Genomic DNA, 18,337 nt, shown 5'->3' on the forward strand with positions numbered 1-18,337 from the left:
GATTGCTTACGCTTCGATTAAATTACACGAGACTTAAATGGGTAACCCTATAAATATATTTTAAATCTCCTTATTTCAAATGTTCCAAATAGAACTTGGTCATTTTCTTGTAAAGATGTATTGTGGTATTTTTTCCTGTATATATTCCATGGTTGCTGTTTGGATACAACATCAATTCGAATTCTTTATCGGCAGCTACCAAAGCCGTAATTAAATCGTAAGCATTATGAGGATGAACATTATCATCGGCCATACCGTGAATCAGCATATAGTTTCCTTTTAGTTTTTCTACGTGATTGATAGGAGAGTTGTCGTCGTAACCAGCTGCATTGGTTTGAGGAGTTCTCATATAACGCTCGGTGTAAATATTATCATAATATCTCCAGTTGGTAACTGGTGCTACTGCAATTCCTGTATTGAAATGCTCAGCTCCTTTGGTCATACATAAGGTACTCATATAACCACCATAACTCCAACCAAAAATCCCGATTTTGTCTTTGGCCACGTAAGGAAGTGACTCGAAATACTGAGCTGCTTCTATCTGATCTATAGTTTCGTATTTCCCTAATTCTTGATAAGTTACCTTTTTAAAAGCCTCCCCTTTAAATCCAGTTCCTCTATTGTCTACACTTACTACTATAATGCCTTGTTGCGCAAAATATTGATACCAAGCATCGCGATATCCCCAAGAGTTTTTCACCGTTTGAGAACCAGGACCACCATAAATAGTGAATAAAACAGGATATTGTTTTGATTCATCAAAATTAGGAGGAAGGATTTGCCAAGTGCTTAATTTTACATCTTCGCTAGTGGTGATATCATAAAAAGTCTTTTTTTGATAATTATATTCTGCAATTCTGTCTTTTAATGCTTGATTGTCCTGCAATACTTTAATGGTTTCTCCTTTGATAGACTTTAAAGAATAAACTGGAGGAGTGTTGGCATCGCTCCATGTAGCATTATAATATTTATAGTTGGCAGAGAAGGTTACACTGTTCCATCCTTCTTTTACTTCAATTGGATTTTCTTTTCCTTTTAAGTTCACGCCAAATACTTCACGATTATAGGGCGCAGATTTTGCAGCTTGATAATAAACTACTTTTTCTTTACTGTCGTATCCAATAATATGGTCTACATCCCAATTTCCAGATGTCAATTGTTTTTGAAGTTTACCTTCCATGTTATAATAATAAACATGGTTGAAACCATCTAATTCAGATGTTAAAATAAAACCTGCATTTTCACCTTTTTTATTGGCTAAAATGTGAAAGTTATCAGTGATTTCAATATAGTATTCATTGGTTTCATTATAGATTTCAGTATGTTCACCTGTAGTAGGATTTGTTAATAGGAACTTCAAGTTATTCTGAAGACGGTTCATCCAAAAGATAACCAATTTATCACTTTCATGGGTCCACTTCATACGAGGAATATAAATATCGGTTTCTTCACCAATATTCATGGTTTTGGTTTCACCAGTCGATAATTGATAAGTATGAATACTCACCACACTATTGTCCTCGCCAGCTTTAGGATATTTATACTTTTCATGTTTTGGGTATAATTCTCCATAATAAGTCATCCAAAATTCTTTTACTTTGGACTCATCAAATTTATAATAGGCGATATAATCTCCATTTGGCGACCAGAAAAAAGCTTTGGTAAAAGCAAATTCTTCTTCATAAACCCAATCGGTAGTACCATTAATAATAGATTCAAATTTACCATCGGTGGTGATTTGTTTCTCGCTCATATCGGCAAGATTCACAATGAAAAGATTGTTTTCACGAACAAAGGCTATTTTTGTAGCGTCAGGAGAGAAGCTAGCCAATCTTTGTTTCCCATTGTCGCTTAATAAGGTCAAACTCTTGTCTTCTATGGAATAGATATAGAAATTGGATTTGCTAGAATGACGATAAATGGCTTCTGTTTCCGTTGAAAGTAAAACTAAATCTTCCTTGGGGCTAAATTCATAACTATCATATTTCAGCGTTACACTATCATTGATGATTAGTGTTTTATTCTCAATGATCATTCTGGTTTTCTCACCGGTAGCATAGCTATACTCTTCAATTCCTTCTTTACTGATTTTACAATAATGTTCCCCATCGTTCATAGCTTGTATTCCTCTAACAGAGCGAGGATAGAATTGATATTCTTTAAAAATCTTTTCTAAGCTAAGTTCTTTGGCTTTTGGAGCCTCTGTTCTAACCAGTGTTTGTGCACTTAAGCTGCCTGATAATAATAAGGCGAGACATATTTGAAGGATGTTCTTCATGATTTATTATGTTTGATTTTAAGCGTCAAAGGTAAAAATTTTGTCATTCCAATGATAGCTTAGCTTCAAATCTCTTTGTTATTTTGTCTTTTTCTAAAGAGTTAGTTTTTGTCCGTATTCGGACATCTGTTATTATTAAAATATTTTCTATTTTTGGCATCCCATTATTCCATATTTCTAAATTGGCACAGTTTTTTATTACATCAATTCAAAAACAATATGAAAAAAACAATTCTACTCTTTAGTATTTTATTTGTGAGTCTTCTCTCATTTGCTCAAAGCTCCAATTTGATCATCTTCTCAGAAAATGGAGAAAGGTTTTCAGTGGTATTGAATGGGATTTTACAGAATGGACAGCCAGAAACCAATGTGATGGTTCAGGGATTAATCGCACCCACTTATCAAGCGAAAATCATTTTTGAGAATGCTCAAATTCCAGAGTTAACAAAAACCATTTATTTGAATGAGCCTAATGTTCAGGTCACTTTAAAATTGAAGACCAATAAAAAAGGAAATTATGTATTGAGAATGTTCAATACGGTTCCTTTAGCTCAAGCCCCTCCTCGTCCTCCTCAACAACAAGTGGTGATGTTTACCACAACTCCAGCTGTAGCAACTTCTGTTACACATACCACTACAACTACTTCAGTTCATGGTGATGGCCATCCAACAGGCGAAAACGTTAATATGAATGTGAACATGGGCGGAGTGAGTATGAATGTGAACGTGAATGCAACGGAAACCGGTTCTTCTACCTTTACCGAAACTTATACGACTTCTACCACCACCACCACTACAAATGGTGGAATGCATAGTGAGCCAACAAGTAATTATGTATTGCCGGGTTATAGTGGCCCTTATGGATGTCCTTATCCCATGTCTCAACACGATTTTGAAAATGCCAAGAGAAGTATTTCGTCAAAAGATTTTAGCGATAGCAAGTTAAAGCTAGCTCAGCAAATTATTGATAGCAATTGTTTATTGAGTTCACAAGTAAGACAGATGATGGAGCTTTTTGACTTTGAGGACGATAAGTTAACATTAGCGAAATATGCTTTCGGTTATACATTAGATTATGGTAATTATTATCAAGTAAATGATGCTTTTGAATATGAATCTTCTATTGATGAATTAGATGATTATATGAGGTCATTTAGGCGATAAATTTGTAATATTGCCCATTACAAGAAAGGCGATTGCTTTGTCTTGTAGTGGGTTTTTTATGTCAAAAAAAAATAGCATCTCATGAGAAAAAGATTCTTTCTAATATTGGTCACTTTCATTGCTTTTCAATTGATGGCTCAAGATAAGAGCTACAATTGGGAAAATCCAAATTTTATTTCTGAAAATAAAGAAGATTCAAGAGCTAGCTTTTTTAGTTATGAAACTAAAGTTCAAGCATTAGAGTTCAGTGGTGAAGCTTCTCCTAACTATTTGTCACTAAATGGAGATTGGAAGTTCAATTGGAGCGAAAATCCAAGTGAAAGGCCAAAGAACTTCTTTGAGGAGGCTTATGATAAAAGGGAGTGGAAAACCATTCCTGTTCCTTCTAATTGGGAGCTTCAAGGCTATGATATTCCTATCTATGTAAATCATAATTACGAATGGACGAGAAATCCAGTTCCACCCATAGTGCCCAAAAAATACAATCCAGTAGGCTCTTATTATCGGGAGTTTGATTTGCCAGAAAATTGGGCTCAGAAAAATGTGTTTGTCCATTTTGGCGCAGTAAAATCTGCATTCTATCTTTATGTGAATGGGCAAAAAGTAGGCTATAGCCAAGGTAGTAAATTGCCTGCTGAATTTGATATCACCAAATATTTAAAACCTGGAAAGAATAGTATTGCAGCTGAAGTCTATCGTTGGTCGGATGGGTCCTATTTAGAATGTCAAGATTTTTGGAGAATCAGTGGTATTGAGCGTGATGTGTATTTGATGGCACGTACGCAGTTATATTTTAGAGATTTTGAGATTCGCCCCAGTTTAAATGATGATTTTACCGAAGGAACTCTACATGTAAAAATTGATTTAGAAAATAGGAGTGAGCTTAATTTCAATGAATCCACAGTAGTATTAAGGCTGATCAGAAATGGCAAACAAGTAAAGAAATCATTTATGGGTGCTAAGAGATTTGCTGCTGGAGAGAAAAAGCAGTTGGACAAAGAGTTTAAAATTCCTTATCCTGATTTATGGTCGGCAGAAAAACCTAATTTGTATGAGGTGGTTTTAGAGCTCAGATATGGAAGTAAAACCCAAGAGGTGGTGAGCACACATATTGGGTTTAGAGAAGTAGAGATAAAGGATAGTCAATTGCTAGTCAATGGAAAAGCTGTTTTACTTAAAGGAGTAAATCGACATGAGCATGATCAAATTACGGGACATGTAGTGAGTAAAGAAACCATGTTGAAAGACATTCAACTGATGAAACAATTCAATATCAATGCAGTAAGAACCTCTCATTATCCCAATGACCCATATTGGTATGAACTCTGCGATAAATATGGTATTTATGTAGTTGATGAAGCCAATATCGAAAGTCATGGTATGGGATATAATTTGGATAGGACTTTAGGAAATAATCCGGAATGGGAATTGGCACATTTAGATAGAATTGAAAGAATGATGAAGCGTGATAAGAACCATCCATCTATCATTATTTGGTCCATGGGAAATGAAGCGGGATTTGGAGTGAATTTCAAAAAAGCGTCTGACTTGATGCATAAAATAGACCCTTATCGTCCTGTGCATTATGAGAGAGCAGGAGAGGATTCTGCTACTGATATTGTTTGTCCCATGTATCCTTCCATCAATCATTTACAAGAATATGTGAGTCGCGATCATTATCGTCCATTAATTATGTGTGAATATGCACATGCCATGGGAAATTCAACGGGTAACTTTCAAGAATATTGGGATGTGATTGAAGCCGAAGCACATTTGCAAGGCGGTTTTATTTGGGATTGGATAGATCAAGGATTATTGGAAACAGATGAAAATGGAAATGAATTTTGGGCTTATGGTGGTGATTATGGAACCGATACCATTCAAAGTGATAATAATTTCTTGGCCAATGGATTAATTGGTTCTGATAGAGAAGTGCATCCTGGAATTTGGCAAGTGAAGAAGACCTATCAATATTTGAAGTTTAAAAAAACAGGGAATTCTGTAGAGATTTTCAATCACTATAATTATAGAAACCTGAATGAGTTTGTTTTTGAATGGGAGATATTACAAGACGGTAAAAAGATAATGGGAGGGCAGCTGAATAATTTTGCTGGAGCTCCTGGTGATTCTGTGATTTTTAAGATTCCTCAAAGCGAGAGTTTAAACGAGCAGAATGTGGAATATATTCTTGGTTTATCGGTTCATGAAAAAGATTCTACAGATATAGTTCCAGCAGGACATGAAGTCGCTTGGGCGCAGTTTGACTTGCCTTCCATGAGGGGATTTTCTTATTCTAAATTAAAGAAATTCCCTGAAGTACTGATTGATGATGCCAAATCAGATCTGAAATTTCACAATGAAGATTTTCAGATGATTTTTAATAAGAAATCGGGATATTTAACTGCTCTAAATTATAATGGAGAAGAAATGCTCTACGATAAAAAAGGCCCACAAGCTTCTTTTTGGAGAGGAATGACAGATAATGATTTTGGAAATGGAATGCAGAAGCGTGCTGCTTACTGGAAGAATGTTCATGAGAAAATGACTTTGAAAAGCATGAAACATGAGGTGATTTCTAAAAGAGAAATCAAACTGACCTGTACTTATCAATTAGTGGATAATGCTGGACAATTAATATTGCAGTATGTGATTTTAGGAGATGGCGAACTATATGTTCAGCAAACTCTAGATTTGGATGAGAAAAAAGAGTTGGCTGAGTTGCCACGCTTAGGAATGACCATGTATTTAAAACCAGAGTATAATCAAATGGATTGGTATGGTCGTGGCCCGCAGGAGAATTATTGGGATAGAAAGTCAGGCTATAAACTAGGCATTTATCATTCCACCACCGAGGAACAATATACTCCTTATATCCGTCCACAAGAGAATTCGAATCTTACTGATGTACGTTGGGCTGCTTTAAGAAATAAGGAACATAGAGGAGTCTTAATAGCGGGATTCCCGAGTATAGAATTTAGTGCCCAGAATTATATTTTAGAAGATTTTGACCAAGCTGATAAGAAGGTAAACAAGCATATATCTGATATTAGCCCAAGAGACTTCATCAGTGTTGATATGGATTTTGCACAGTCAGGTATGGCCGGTGACGATAGTTGGTGGAGTAGGGCACATCCGCAGTATACTTTATATCCTGGTGATTATTGTTATGCTTATCGTATTCGTCCATTGAGCGAGAAAGATGATTTGGGAGCAGCCTATAAAATTCGACCATTGATAAAATCACAGTTTTGTGAGAAGCCTAGTGATGCATCATTCCTAGAGAAGATAAAGGTAGAACATCAAGCAAAAGGTAAAGCCGTTACTAGTGAAGCTAGTTATTCAGGTTGGTTCTCAGCAGGAGGATGGCCAGCATTAACAGATGGCTATATCGGAACTCAAAATTATGGCGACGACCATTGGATGGGATTTTATGATCAGGATGCAGAATTTATCCTGGATTTGGAGAATATCAAACTCATTGAACGCGTTCAACTCAATTTCCTCAAACAACTATCAGGGCATTATTATTTACCCTCCTCCGTTGACGTTTTCTTAAGTAAAGACGGAGAATCATGGGAAAAGATAAATGGAGAAATGATAGAGGATGCCAATAAGAATCTTGAGGTCTGCACTTATTCCACAGAATCATTCGATAGAAAAGCTCGATATGTGAAAGTGAGTATTAAAAAGCAAGAAACGACTAAAAAGGAAAGTGGAAATGCTTTTATGGTGGATGAGATTATGGTGAATTAAAAAAAAATACCACAGAGGCAGAGGCACTGCGACACAGAGGATGTTGTGAATAAAAGATGCCGCAGAGCATACTGTCGGTTCACTTAGGTTCAAGATTCCTTGTTGGCCTTCAGATTAATCAATTACCTTTTAATTCTTATGCGCTCTTGGCGAATTTTCTTTGCGTTTTCTTTGCGTGAAATTTTTTGAAGTTTGAAGTCAGAAGTTTCCTTATTCAATGTTTGGTGATTTCAATACTTTGCCACTCTGGATATGCAGAGATTCTTAGTAGCCTATAAATTCAATTATGGATATGCTTCTCTTAGTCTTTGCCTACTCTGAGCATAGTCGAAGGAAGTCTGTGTGACAATCAAATTTTCGGTAATCCTCGTAAACACTATCCAATAAACTTTTCAGACCTTTGCCATTAAATTAAGATTTAATGAAAAAAGCCGATTTTATATTATTGGCAGCGGTTGCGCTGTTTTTTCTTCCCTTTTTCACCTGTCAGTTTGTATTTGATTCTTATATCAACTTCAATGCAGAACATGGCATGATCATGAGCTTTATTAAGTTCGGATTATTGGCTACTTTAGGCGAAGTCATTGGTTTAAGAATCAGAACAGGAAGCTATTATCAAAAAGGTTTTGGTTTAATTCCTCGCGCTATTGTTTGGGGCTTTTTAGGATTAACCATAAAAATGGCTTTTGTGATTTTTGCTGTGGGAACTCCTGCTTTCTTGGCTTATTTAGGCATGAAAGATGCACCCATATTAATGAAAGAAGCCTTTTCCTTCGATAAACTTTTAGTGGCTTTTAGTATTAGTGCTGCCATGAATTTAATATATGCTCCAGTGATGATGACTTTGCATAAAATTACAGATATGCATATTATTCAAAATGGAGGAAGCATAGCAGGATTATTTAAACCTATAAAATTCAAAGAACATTTTGTAAATTTGGACTGGACAGTTCAGTGGGGTTTTGTCTTTAAAAAGACCATTCCTTTTTTCTGGATTCCGGCGCATACCATTACTTTTATGTTGCCTCCAGATTTTCAAGTACTCTTTGCAGCGTTATTAGGAATTGCCTTAGGAATGATTTTGGCTGTGGCTGGGATGAAGAAGAAATAAGAGAGTTAACAGTTAATAACTAACAGTTAATAGTTAACAGTGTTTGCAACAGAGTTAGTTAAGGAAAGTAGAAAGCTTTTATTTACAATAAGAAATAGTTCTTTTAATAATGAATCAATTAAAAATGATCAAATAATGGGTATGAAGGCTATGGTTTGGCTTACTATTCACTGTTAACTGTTCACTTTTAACTAAAATAAAATTATGAAAAATACACCAATCAATTACGACATCGTTAGCCAGAAGGTTAAAGAAAGTGGAGTGGCACAAGTGGGAAGTGCTTCCATCAGAGAAATCAAAAAGCTTGTTGACAATATTGAAAAGGCAACTGGGGATAAATTCATCAGAATGGAGATGGGGATTCCTGGAATTCCAGCTTCTCAATATGGAGTGAAAGCCCAAATAAAAGCCTTAGAGGATGGTGTAGCAGCAATATATCCTGATATTCAGGGAATACCTCCTTTGAAGAATGAAATCAGTCGTTTTGTAAAGAACTTTTTAGATGTGGATGTGGCTCCAGAAGGTTGTATTCCTACAGTAGGAAGTATGCAAGGTGGATTCGCTGCTTTTATGATGCTTTCTCGTATTCATAAGAAAAAAGACACCACTTTGTTTATCGATCCAGGTTTTCCTGTTCACAAAATGCAGCATAAAGTATTGGGTTTGAAATTCGATACTTTTGATGTTTATAATTATAGAGGCGAAAAGCTAAGAGAAAAATTAGAAGAGTATTTCTCAAAAGGAAATATCCATTCAGTTATTTACAGTAACCCTAATAATCCAAGTTGGATATGTTTTACCGAAACAGAATTACAGATTATCGGTGAATTAGCTACTAAGTATGATGTGGTGATTATGGAAGATTTAGCTTACTTCGCTATGGATTTCCGTAAAGATTATAGTGTGTTGGGAGAAGCTCCTTTCCAGCCTTCTGTAGCTAAGTATACTGATAATTATATGTTGTTCATATCCAGTTCTAAGAGCTTTAGCTATGCTGGAGAAAGAATTGGAATGATGGTGATTTCTGATGGGCTTTATCAACGAAAGTATGAAGATTTACTGCGCTTTTATCCTAATGCTGGATTTGGTTACTCTATGATATTTGGTACCATGTATCCTTTGAGTTCTGGGACTTCTCATTCTACTCAGTATGGCCTTCATGGCATATTGAAAGCGGTTAATGATGGTGATTATAATTTCCGTGATGAGGTGATGATTTACGGAGAAAAAGCCAAAGTAATGAAGAAGCTTTTCTTAGAGAATGGTTTCACTATAGTTTACGATAAGGATGAGGGCGAACCCATTGCCGATGGTTTCTACTTTACTTTTGCCTATGAAGGCTTTAGCGGAGTGGAATTACTTAATGAATTGGTATACTATGGCATTAGTGCTATTTCTTTAAGTATCACAGGTAGTGAGCGTCATGAAGGCGTTAGAGCTTGTGTTTCTTTGGTGAAAGAAGAGCAATTTGCTGATTTGAAATATAGACTAGAAGAATTCAATAAGAATAATCCTATAGGTTAATAAACATTTGATATCCTAAAAAAGGATTTCTCTGAATAGTCCTTAGTGGAGCTTTGAGTATTTATCTGCCCCTTTGTGTTATACCAAATGTAGGTGGAAATATGCCTAAAGCCATTAATGTAAGTTACAATGATATAGCATAAAGGAATGCAAAGAACCAAATGAAGGACCATTCTGTACAGGGCAAACGCATACTTTGTTAAAAATAATTAGAAAAATAACAGTACGCGTTTGCCCTGCCATTCTATATGGCTGCTTTTCTTGGGTTCAGAAAGACAGTATGTTAGACCTGATTGTAAGGAAGTCGGAGTTATTATAATATCTATCATTCCCATTCGAAGTCAGTAATTTAAAATCTTATTAAGAAGCCATTGATTTAGAATAAGAATTGATTTGAATAATTCAAGTTTCCTATAGCATTAATTAAATTCATTTAAATGAATTTAATTAATGCTATGAATGGCAGCTCTAATTTTCAAAAGCTTCACCAATAGCGCTTCCAAATATTCTAATTTCAGCATATTGGCTCCATCGGAAAGAGCGATAGCGGGATTGGGATGTGTTTCAATAAAAATACCATCTGCACCTACGGCAATTCCTGCTTTAGCAACGGTTTCTATTAATTCTGGTTTTCCTCCAGTAACTCCACCTTCTTGGTTGGGTTGCTGTAAACTATGAGTAATATCTAGAATAACAGGAACATTATTCTTTTGCATTTCGGGGATTCCTCTATAATCGATGACCATATCTTGATAGCCAAACATATTTCCCCTATCAGTAAGCATGATATTTTCGTTTCCAGATTCTCTCACTTTTTGAACCGCAAACTTCATGGAACCTGCACTTAGGAATTGACCCTTTTTAATATTGATGATTTTTCCGGTTTTGGCAGCAGCTACCAATAAATCGGTTTGGCGACAAAGGAAGGCGGGAATTTGCAGCACATCTACATATTGTGCCGCTATGGCAGCTTCTTCGGCACTATGAATATCGGTAACTGTAGGAATATTCAACTCCTCAGAAACTCGTTTAATAGCTTCTAATGCTTTGATATCCCCAATTCCAGTGAAGGAATCTAGTCTAGAACGATTAGCTTTTCTATAACTGGCTTTAAATACATAGGGAATATCCAACCTATCGCAAATGGCTTTCACCTCACGGGCAATTTCTAAAGGCATTTCTGTATTCTCCACGGCACAAGGGCCAGCGAGTAAAAAAAAGTTTTTATGCTGAGTAAGTTCCTGAAATATTGACATTATACTGCTTCGATTAGTTTGTTAAGACTCGATTTTATGGTTTCCACATCTTTTGTGGCAATCTTTTCGCATAGAGTGGTTTCTCTATCGAGTCGATATTCTAATATTTTATTCATAATCTCCTTGCCCAATGGAGTCATTTTAATGTCGATGGCTCTTCTGTCTGTTTTATTTGTCGAGCGAGTGAGATATTCTTTATTGACCATTTTGTCAATAATTCTGCTCACACGAGATAAGGAGAGTTGCATTTTTTCTGCTACACTATAGCTATTAAAATGAGTGCAATCTCTTAGACAGAGGAACATATTATATTCTGCTTGAGAAATATCGAGGGAATGAAAAAATGCTTCATCTCCTTGGATACATTTCTTCTTTAATTCGTAAATAAGTTCAAGGATAGTTGAATCTGCCATATTTATATGCTTTTATGCAAAAATAATCAGCCTGAGAAAATAAACAATAACAAAGTTTTTATTTTCAGCTTATTTTGAATAATTATTTACAAATTAGTTGATATTTAGGATAATATCGAGATTTCCTGCTTCATTTTCTGTAATAAATCCTGTTTTTCATCAAAAGGAAGAAAAGCTTGCTGAAATCCATTGAACATTATTTTGCTGACATCTTCCTGGGTGAAATGGAATAATTTAGCTGCCAATTCATATTCTTTAGAAAGAGTAGTTCCTGATATTAAAGTACTGTCGGTATTTATAGTTACCGCTACCTTTTTCTTAAAATAATCTTGAATAGGGTGTTTGGTTATGTCTTTTACGCTTTTTGTTTGCATATTACTAGTTAAACATACCTCTAAGCCAATTTGTCGGTCTACCACATAATTCAATAGCCCTGTATCCTCAAATAGATGGGTTCCATGGCCAATCCTTTGTGCACCTAAATAGTGAATAGAGTCAGCAATAGAATGCGCGCCATCAGCTTCTCCTGCATGAACAGTGCGGCAAAGGTTGTTTTTGATGGCTATCTCAAATGCTTTCATATGGTTTTTTGCAGGGTGTCCATATTCTTCTCCTGCTAAATCAAAAGCTACCACACCTTTGTTCTTATAATCAACAGCCAATTGAGCAAGTTCCATATTCTTTTGAACCTTATTTTGTCTCAACCCACAAATGATCAAATTACTTTTGATATCGAAGTCTTTCTCTGCTTGTTTTTTTCCTGATAATATAGCTTCCATCACTTTTTTAAGAGAAAGATGTTTTTGAAGATGTAGAGCAGGAGAAAATCTAGCTTCTATATATTTGATATGATCTTTAGAGGAGTCTTCCAAATATTCATACATGGCTCGTTCTAAGGCATCCTCAGTTTGAAGTACATTTAAAGTATATTCAAATGGTTTGAAATAATCCAAAAGACTGGTACAAGAATTGTCAATGGTTAGGGTTTTCAACAATTCGTCGTATTGATAGCTTGGGAGCTCAACCTGATGTTTTTGAGCCAATTCTAGAACGGTTTGGACTCTTAATCCTCCGTCTATATGACTGTGTAACTCTGCTTTAGGGGCTTTTTGAATAAATGCTTGTAAATCCATATTAAATGTTTGGCCTGCAAAAGTAGGGAATTATTGAGCAGCTAAGTCTCCGTGGGAGCCAAAACTTATTCAATTGTTAATAAGATTTTTGAGAGTTCAAATTATTTCAAGAAATGACCAATATGCCAATATAATACATCTTGCTGTATAGGCTTGGTGGTATATTCATTACAGCCTAGGTTCAGGCATTTTTCTTTATCGTCGGCCATTACATTGGCGGTAAGTGCAATAATAATGACATTGGGATTCATTCTTCTGATTCTTAAAGTCGCTTCATAGCCATCCATTTCAGGCATTTGCATATCCATCATTATCAAATCAATCTTATAACCTTGGTTCATATAATCCACGGCTTCCTTTCCATTTTGTTTCCAAATAACGTGAGCATGGGTGGCTTGTAACAAGGTTTTAAGGTAGAGATAATTTATTTTTTCATCTTCTACAATTAGTATGGTCTTTCCTGTAAGGTCAGGTGTAGTGACCTCATCCATGCTTGGTTTATCTTTTCCAAGTGCCAGTTTATGTGGGAATGAAAAGATAAATTTACTACCTTTTCCCTCTTCTGATTCTACAAGAATATTTCCTCCCATCATATTGCTCAAGGATTTACATATGGTTAATCCAACACCTGTTCCTTCAGAAATTTTTCTATCATTGTCTGCAACTTGTCTGAAGCTTTCAAATATATGTGGCAATTGGTTTTCTGGGATTCCTTTTCCCGAGTCTTCTATAGTGATATGAACCTGCTTTTCTTTAATTTCACATGCCATACTTACGTATCCATGTGCTGTGTATTTTACCGCATTACTAACCAAATTTTCAACTACTTGTTTTACCTTCATCTCATCGGCCTTAATGAAACATTTTTCTGATTCTAAGGCATTTTCAAATAATATTCTGATTTGTTTTTTAGTCCTCACTAATTCTGATTGGTATTTTGAAAATACACCATAGAGTAAATGACTCAGTTGGAATTCACTCTCAGAAATAGCGTGATGGCCAGCTTCAATTTTGGAAATGGTGACTATGTCTTCAATTATCTTGAGGAGATGGTTGCCGCTACGTTTCACTATTTTCAGATATCCTAGATAGGTTTCTGGAATATCAGCATCCTCAAGGACCAAACTCGTAAATCCTAAGATGTGATTTAACGGAGTCCTAATTTCATGACTAATATTAGAAAGGAATGCAGTTTTTAACCTAGCACTTTCTTCTGCTGCAGCTTGTGCTTTTTTAAGCTCCCTAATATCTATGAAACTTTCAATAATTACTTTTTTATCACCAAGTATAACCTGTCTTGCTGTTTTTAAGATGGGAATAGATTCTCCTCTCGCGTTGATGAGTATTCTTTCGGAATTGTTTACAGATTGTTTTAAATCCATAATAGGGCAACTACCTTCTTCGGCTGGACAAATAAATTGATGACATTCTTTTCCTACAATTTCTTCCTTCGTACTTCCAATATGTCTTATCGCTCCAGTGTTTAGTTCCAGTATCTTGAAGGTTTCTGGGTCAATGATAACAATTCCAAAATCAACAGATTCCAAAATAGTTACCAATCGGTTGTCATAGGATTCGGATTTATTATAATTCAATACCACTTTTAAAAAACCAATAGATTCTTCTTGCGAGTTTTTGATATTTACTATGGACATCAAACTCCTAATTTCATTTTCATTTTTATCAATGTGTTCTACTTCTCCATAATAGGAACCACTCAATTGGGCTTGTTCTAAGCTTGGCAATACACTTCTTTTCATTTGTGCCTCACTGTGGAATATCTTTATGTCATTTCCTGTTTTTAAATCATTGTTTTCGAAACCATGCATTTCTGCCCAAGCATGATTAAAACTAAATAATTCTCCCTCAGAAGTTATTAATGCAATTGGGTTATTGGTTTGTTCAAAAGCTGTTTTATAGTAATTATTTAATTGGTTATTATATTTTATTTTTTGATTTTTTTCTTTTTCAAATTGCTCATTTAGAAATAGATTAATCATCTCTATTGCAATAGCTTTTTCAGATTTTCTCGAGTCTTTTAAAACATGGTATCTGTCATCTTCTTCTGAAAATACAATTTTAGCTTTTATCGAATTCTCAAATGTATAGATGCTACCAGCATATTTATCATTAAATATTGGTTTGTGAAATTCATTACTTTCTTGGGTTTTAATATTTAACCAATAGAGAAATTCATCATTAGAAATTAAAACTTGGATGAGGTTTTTTTGTTTTGAGAAAACAGGGATAAGCTCTTCATTATCGAAAAGATAGACAAATATATTAAAATGATCTAATCTAGGGATTAGACTCAAGCTTTTTGTCAGTTTTGACCAGAATCGTGATGCTGTATGATGGTCAGATGGTTTCATAATATTTGTTCTCAAACAAACTTAGTGAAAAATTTTGAGTTTTCATAGAAATTAACGAAATTTGAAAGAACGAATCATGCAAAAAATGAAATAATTAAGATATTATGAAAGAAACAATTAGCACAGAAGTAATGGAGAAAGCACAGGTGTGGCTTGATGGAAATTACGACGAAGAAACCAAAGCTGCCATCAAAGACATGATGGAGAACAATCCGCAAGAATTAACAGAATCTTTTTATAGAGATTTAGAATTTGGAACAGGAGGTTTGCGAGGCATTATGGGAGTGGGAACCAATAGAATGAATAAATACACTGTTGGAATGGCTACTCAAGGTTTAGCCAACTACATGAAGATGATGTTTCCTGATCGGAAAGATTTAAGTGCTGTGATTGCCTACGATTGTAGAAATAACAATACTTTATTCTCTCAAATTTCAGCTGATGTACTTTCTGCCAATGGCATTAAAGTGTATCAATTTGATGCTTTAAGACCAACTCCAGAATTATCTTTTGCTATTAGAGAATTAGGATGTCAGGCAGGTATTGTTATTACGGCTTCTCACAATCCAAAGGAATATAATGGCTATAAAGTATATTGGGAAGATGGCGGACAGCTGATCAATCCTCATGATGTAAATGTGGTAGCAGAAGCCAGAAAGATTGTCAATATTGATGATGTCAATTTTAAAGGAAATCCTGAATTACAAGAGATTGTAGGGGAGGAATTAGATAAGAAATATGTGGATGGAATTAAAGGATTAACCTTATCTCCAGAGCTTATTGCCAAGCATTCTGACATTAAAATTGTATATACTCCAATTCATGGAACAGGCGTTGAACTAGTACCGAGAGCTTTAAAAGAGTTTGGTTTCGCCAATGTATTTAATGTACCAGAGCAAGATGTGGTTAGTGGAGATTTCCCTACGGTACATTCCCCAAATCCTGAGGAGTCTGCTGCATTAAAAATGGCTATGGATAAAGCTATGGAAGTAGGAGCCGATCTGGTAATGGCAACAGACCCAGATGCCGATAGAGTGGGAATAGCGGTAAGAAACGAGCAAAACGAGTTTGTGATTCTCAATGGTAATCAAACGGCAGCCCTCCTCACTTATTATCTTTTTAAGAAGTGGGACGAGAACGGTAAGTTAGATGGTAAACAGTTTATGGTGAAAACTATTGTAACCAGTGAGTTATTGATAGATATGGCCGATAAATATAAAATTGAAAGCCATGATGTACTTACAGGTTTCAAATTCATTGCTGATATCATCAGACAACTAGAAGGTCAGAAAACCTTTATTGGAGGTGGTGAAGAAAGTTATGGTTTCTTGATTGGTGATTTTGTTCGTGATAAAGATGCCGTAAGTGCCTGTGTGATGGTTGCTGAAACTGCAGCTTGGGCTGCTGAACAAGGCATGAATCTTTACCAATTGCTTAAAGAAATATATGTAGAATACGATTTCTATTGGGAGCGTTTAATTTCTGTAGTAAAGAAAGGAAAAGCTGGTGCTGAGGAAATCCAACAAATGATGGCAGATTATAGAACTACTCCTCCTGTTGAAATCAACGGAAGTAAAGTTTCTATGATTAAGGATTATCAATCGTCTGTTTGTAAAGATGTAATAAATGGAACGGAAAGAGATATTGATTTACCAAAATCGAATGTGCTCCAATTCTTCACAGAGGATGGTAGTAAAGTATCCGTTCGTCCAAGTGGAACTGAGCCCAAGATTAAGTACTATTTTGGGGTAAAAGCTCCTCTTGATAAAGTAGAGAACTTTGATGCTGTTCATCAGAACTTAGATGCTCGTATTGAAGGAATTATTTCTTCAATGGAATTGAGATAGGTATTGTAAACTAAAAATGAGAAAAAAAAGAAAGGGATGTCATAGCTCCAAGCGATGACATCCCTTTATAATTTTTTTTACTCTAAAAATCGTCCTTAATCCAGTTATAAGGCTTACGGGCGATCCATTTCCCACGAGTAAAATCAGGGAAGTCTTGAGGCTCTCCATTATTGGCAATAGATAATTCAGAAAGAGGAGTTACTGCACTCCAAGCTGCTGCATCGTAAGCGTCTAGTGGAGGAGCAATATCTTGTTTAGCAGACTCCACAAAAGCATTTAAAACAAAGAAGTCCATACCTCCATGGCCGCTTCCTTCTGCTTCTTCTCCATATTTTTTCCAAAGAGGATGGTCGTATTTATCAAACCATGTTTTGGCTTCGTCCCATCTATGTGGTTCAGAAATACCATCAATATGAACTCGGCTATCATAATAATCAAACTCCGTTAAGCCATTTACTCCTTGAACTCTAAAGCCAAGAGAATAAGGGCGAACCACATTGGTATCATGAGTAATAATCATAGTTTCACCCATAGCAGTACTAATAGTTGTGGTGACAATATCTCCTAGCTTCCATTTCAATTTGGCATTGGGGTGGTCTTCACCAGCTTTGTCAACAATATATTTATGCAATCCTCGCGATTTGGTGGAATGGGAAGTCAAGGATTCAAATCTATTTCCTCTGTTGATATCTGCATAAGCAGCTAGTGGTCCTAGGCCATGAGTAGGATAGAGGTCGGCATCACGCTTTAAACTGTGTTGGGTTCTCCACTGTGCTTCGCTAATGGCTTTCTCACCAAACTCCACTCCGTGACCATAAAAATGCTTACCATCATTGAATTTTACTTCACGTAAATCATGTTGATAGCCTCCTCTATAATGGAGCATTTCTCCAAATAATCCTTCTCTGAGCATATTCATAACAGCCAAAACATCGCGGCGGTAATTTACATTTTCAAGAATCATTAAATGAGTTCCTGTTTCTTCGTGTGTGTTCACCAAGTCCCAACATTCTGGGAGCGTAGTAGCTGCAGATACTTCTACACCACAATATTTGCCAGCTTTCATGGCATCCACAGCCATTGGGGTATGTAATAGCCATGGTGTGCTAATAATGACAGCTTCTACCTCTTTGTCATCCAAAAGATTTCGATAATCATAAGGGCCGGAGGTATATAACTTAGGGTGTTTAACACCTTGTTCATCGAACATGGCTAAACATAATTTTAGCATGTCTGGGTCGGTATCGCAGATGGCTGTGATTTCCACATCTTTTCTGAATAGGGCATTAGAAACATGGTTCATTCCTCTGAGTCCTACTCCAATAAAACCGAGTTTAAGTTTTTGGCCTTTGGTTTCTTGTCCAAAAACGAGATGAGGTGCTAGACCAATTCCAGCCGCAGCAACACCCACCTTTTTTATAAAAGATCGTCTGTTTGTGCTCATTTTTTTCAATTTGTTGGCAAGTTAGAAAAAAATGAAAGAAGA

11 protein-coding genes are annotated in these 18,337 nt (G+C 35.7%); 5 read left to right on the forward strand and 6 right to left on the reverse strand.

Translation table 11 applies throughout. The features are described from left to right. Positions 1 to 70 precede the first annotated feature (70 nt). Complete coding sequence (locus tag HNS38_RS10120; protein WP_172282156.1) at positions 71 to 2,278, reverse strand: S9 family peptidase; 2,208 nt, start codon at positions 2,276 to 2,278, stop codon at positions 71 to 73. A gap of 219 nt (positions 2,279 to 2,497) precedes the next feature. Here HNS38_RS10120 and HNS38_RS10125 point away from each other — a divergent pair, with 219 nt between their 5' ends. The 4 genes from HNS38_RS10125 to HNS38_RS10140 all read left to right on the forward strand — a co-directional run bounded on the left by HNS38_RS10125 (position 2,498) and on the right by HNS38_RS10140 (position 9,830). Next, complete coding sequence (locus HNS38_RS10125; protein WP_172282158.1) at positions 2,498 to 3,442, forward strand: DUF4476 domain-containing protein; 945 nt, start codon at positions 2,498 to 2,500, stop codon at positions 3,440 to 3,442. Positions 3,443 to 3,523: 81 nt separating this feature from the next. Next, positions 3,524 to 7,195: a glycoside hydrolase family 2 TIM barrel-domain containing protein gene (locus HNS38_RS10130; RefSeq protein WP_172346390.1), complete on the forward strand. Its 3,672-nt coding sequence runs from the start codon at positions 3,524 to 3,526 to the stop codon at positions 7,193 to 7,195. A gap of 421 nt (positions 7,196 to 7,616) precedes the next feature. Continuing rightward, complete coding sequence (locus HNS38_RS10135; RefSeq protein ID WP_172282162.1) at positions 7,617 to 8,306, forward strand: hypothetical protein; 690 nt, start codon at positions 7,617 to 7,619, stop codon at positions 8,304 to 8,306. Positions 8,307 to 8,510: 204 nt separating this feature from the next. Continuing rightward, positions 8,511 to 9,830 carry a pyridoxal phosphate-dependent aminotransferase gene (locus tag HNS38_RS10140; protein WP_172282164.1) on the forward strand — a complete coding sequence of 440 codons (1,320 nt, stop codon included), beginning with the start codon at positions 8,511 to 8,513 and terminating at the stop codon, positions 9,828 to 9,830. Positions 9,831 to 10,273: 443 nt separating this feature from the next. On the opposite strand, the gene kdsA is transcribed toward HNS38_RS10140, so the two are convergent. The 4 genes from kdsA to HNS38_RS10160 all read right to left on the reverse strand — a co-directional run bounded on the left by kdsA (position 10,274) and on the right by HNS38_RS10160 (position 15,004). Beyond that, the gene (kdsA, locus tag HNS38_RS10145) at positions 10,274 to 11,086 is read right to left on the reverse strand and encodes a 3-deoxy-8-phosphooctulonate synthase (protein WP_172282166.1); all 813 of its coding nucleotides are present in this window, start codon (positions 11,084 to 11,086) and stop codon (positions 10,274 to 10,276) included. Further along, on the reverse strand, positions 11,086 to 11,499 hold the full coding sequence (locus HNS38_RS10150) for a MarR family winged helix-turn-helix transcriptional regulator (protein WP_172282168.1): 414 nt from the start codon (positions 11,497 to 11,499) through the stop codon (positions 11,086 to 11,088). Before HNS38_RS10150 ends, kdsA begins: the two co-directional genes overlap by 1 nt. 104 nt (positions 11,500 to 11,603) lie before the next feature. Beyond that, positions 11,604 to 12,632, reverse strand: a complete 1,029-nt coding sequence (gene add / locus HNS38_RS10155; RefSeq protein ID WP_172282170.1) for an adenosine deaminase — start codon at positions 12,630 to 12,632, stop codon at positions 11,604 to 11,606. A gap of 101 nt (positions 12,633 to 12,733) precedes the next feature. Next, the gene (locus HNS38_RS10160) at positions 12,734 to 15,004 is read right to left on the reverse strand and encodes an ATP-binding protein (RefSeq protein WP_172282172.1); all 2,271 of its coding nucleotides are present in this window, start codon (positions 15,002 to 15,004) and stop codon (positions 12,734 to 12,736) included. A gap of 101 nt (positions 15,005 to 15,105) precedes the next feature. Here HNS38_RS10160 and HNS38_RS10165 point away from each other — a divergent pair, with 101 nt between their 5' ends. Continuing rightward, positions 15,106 to 16,851, forward strand: coding sequence for a phospho-sugar mutase (locus HNS38_RS10165; RefSeq protein WP_371742946.1), 1,746 nt, complete (start codon positions 15,106 to 15,108; stop codon positions 16,849 to 16,851). Between the two features lie 82 nt (positions 16,852 to 16,933). Here the strand turns inward: HNS38_RS10165 and HNS38_RS10170 are convergent, their stop codons facing one another. Beyond that, positions 16,934 to 18,295 carry a Gfo/Idh/MocA family protein gene (locus HNS38_RS10170; RefSeq protein WP_172346391.1) on the reverse strand — a complete coding sequence of 454 codons (1,362 nt, stop codon included), beginning with the start codon at positions 18,293 to 18,295 and terminating at the stop codon, positions 16,934 to 16,936. Positions 18,296 to 18,337: the final 42 nt, after the last annotated feature.

Origin of the sequence: Lentimicrobium sp. L6 (assembly GCF_013166655.1) — a bacterium.
Classification (GTDB): domain Bacteria; phylum Bacteroidota; class Bacteroidia; order Bacteroidales; family UBA12170; genus UBA12170.

What these genes read in the sequence shown, in the direction of transcription:
- HNS38_RS10135 (WP_172282162.1), top strand. Translation starts at nt 7,617, where the DNA reads ATGAAAAAAGCCGATTTTATATTATTGGCAGCGGTTGCGCTGTTTTTT.
- HNS38_RS10160 (WP_172282172.1), bottom strand. Translation starts at nt 15,004, where the DNA reads ATGAAACCATCTGACCATCATACAGCATCACGATTCTGGTCAAAACTG.
- kdsA (WP_172282166.1), bottom strand. Translation starts at nt 11,086, where the DNA reads ATGTCAATATTTCAGGAACTTACTCAGCATAAAAACTTTTTTTTACTC.
- HNS38_RS10170 (WP_172346391.1), bottom strand. Translation starts at nt 18,295, where the DNA reads ATGAGCACAAACAGACGATCTTTTATAAAAAAGGTGGGTGTTGCTGCG.
- HNS38_RS10120 (WP_172282156.1), bottom strand. Translation starts at nt 2,278, where the DNA reads ATGAAGAACATCCTTCAAATATGTCTCGCCTTATTATTATCAGGCAGC.
- HNS38_RS10150 (WP_172282168.1), bottom strand. Translation starts at nt 11,499, where the DNA reads ATGGCAGATTCAACTATCCTTGAACTTATTTACGAATTAAAGAAGAAA.
- add (WP_172282170.1), bottom strand. Translation starts at nt 12,632, where the DNA reads ATGGATTTACAAGCATTTATTCAAAAAGCCCCTAAAGCAGAGTTACAC.
- HNS38_RS10140 (WP_172282164.1), top strand. Translation starts at nt 8,511, where the DNA reads ATGAAAAATACACCAATCAATTACGACATCGTTAGCCAGAAGGTTAAA.
- HNS38_RS10125 (WP_172282158.1), top strand. Translation starts at nt 2,498, where the DNA reads ATGAAAAAAACAATTCTACTCTTTAGTATTTTATTTGTGAGTCTTCTC.
- HNS38_RS10130 (WP_172346390.1), top strand. Translation starts at nt 3,524, where the DNA reads ATGAGAAAAAGATTCTTTCTAATATTGGTCACTTTCATTGCTTTTCAA.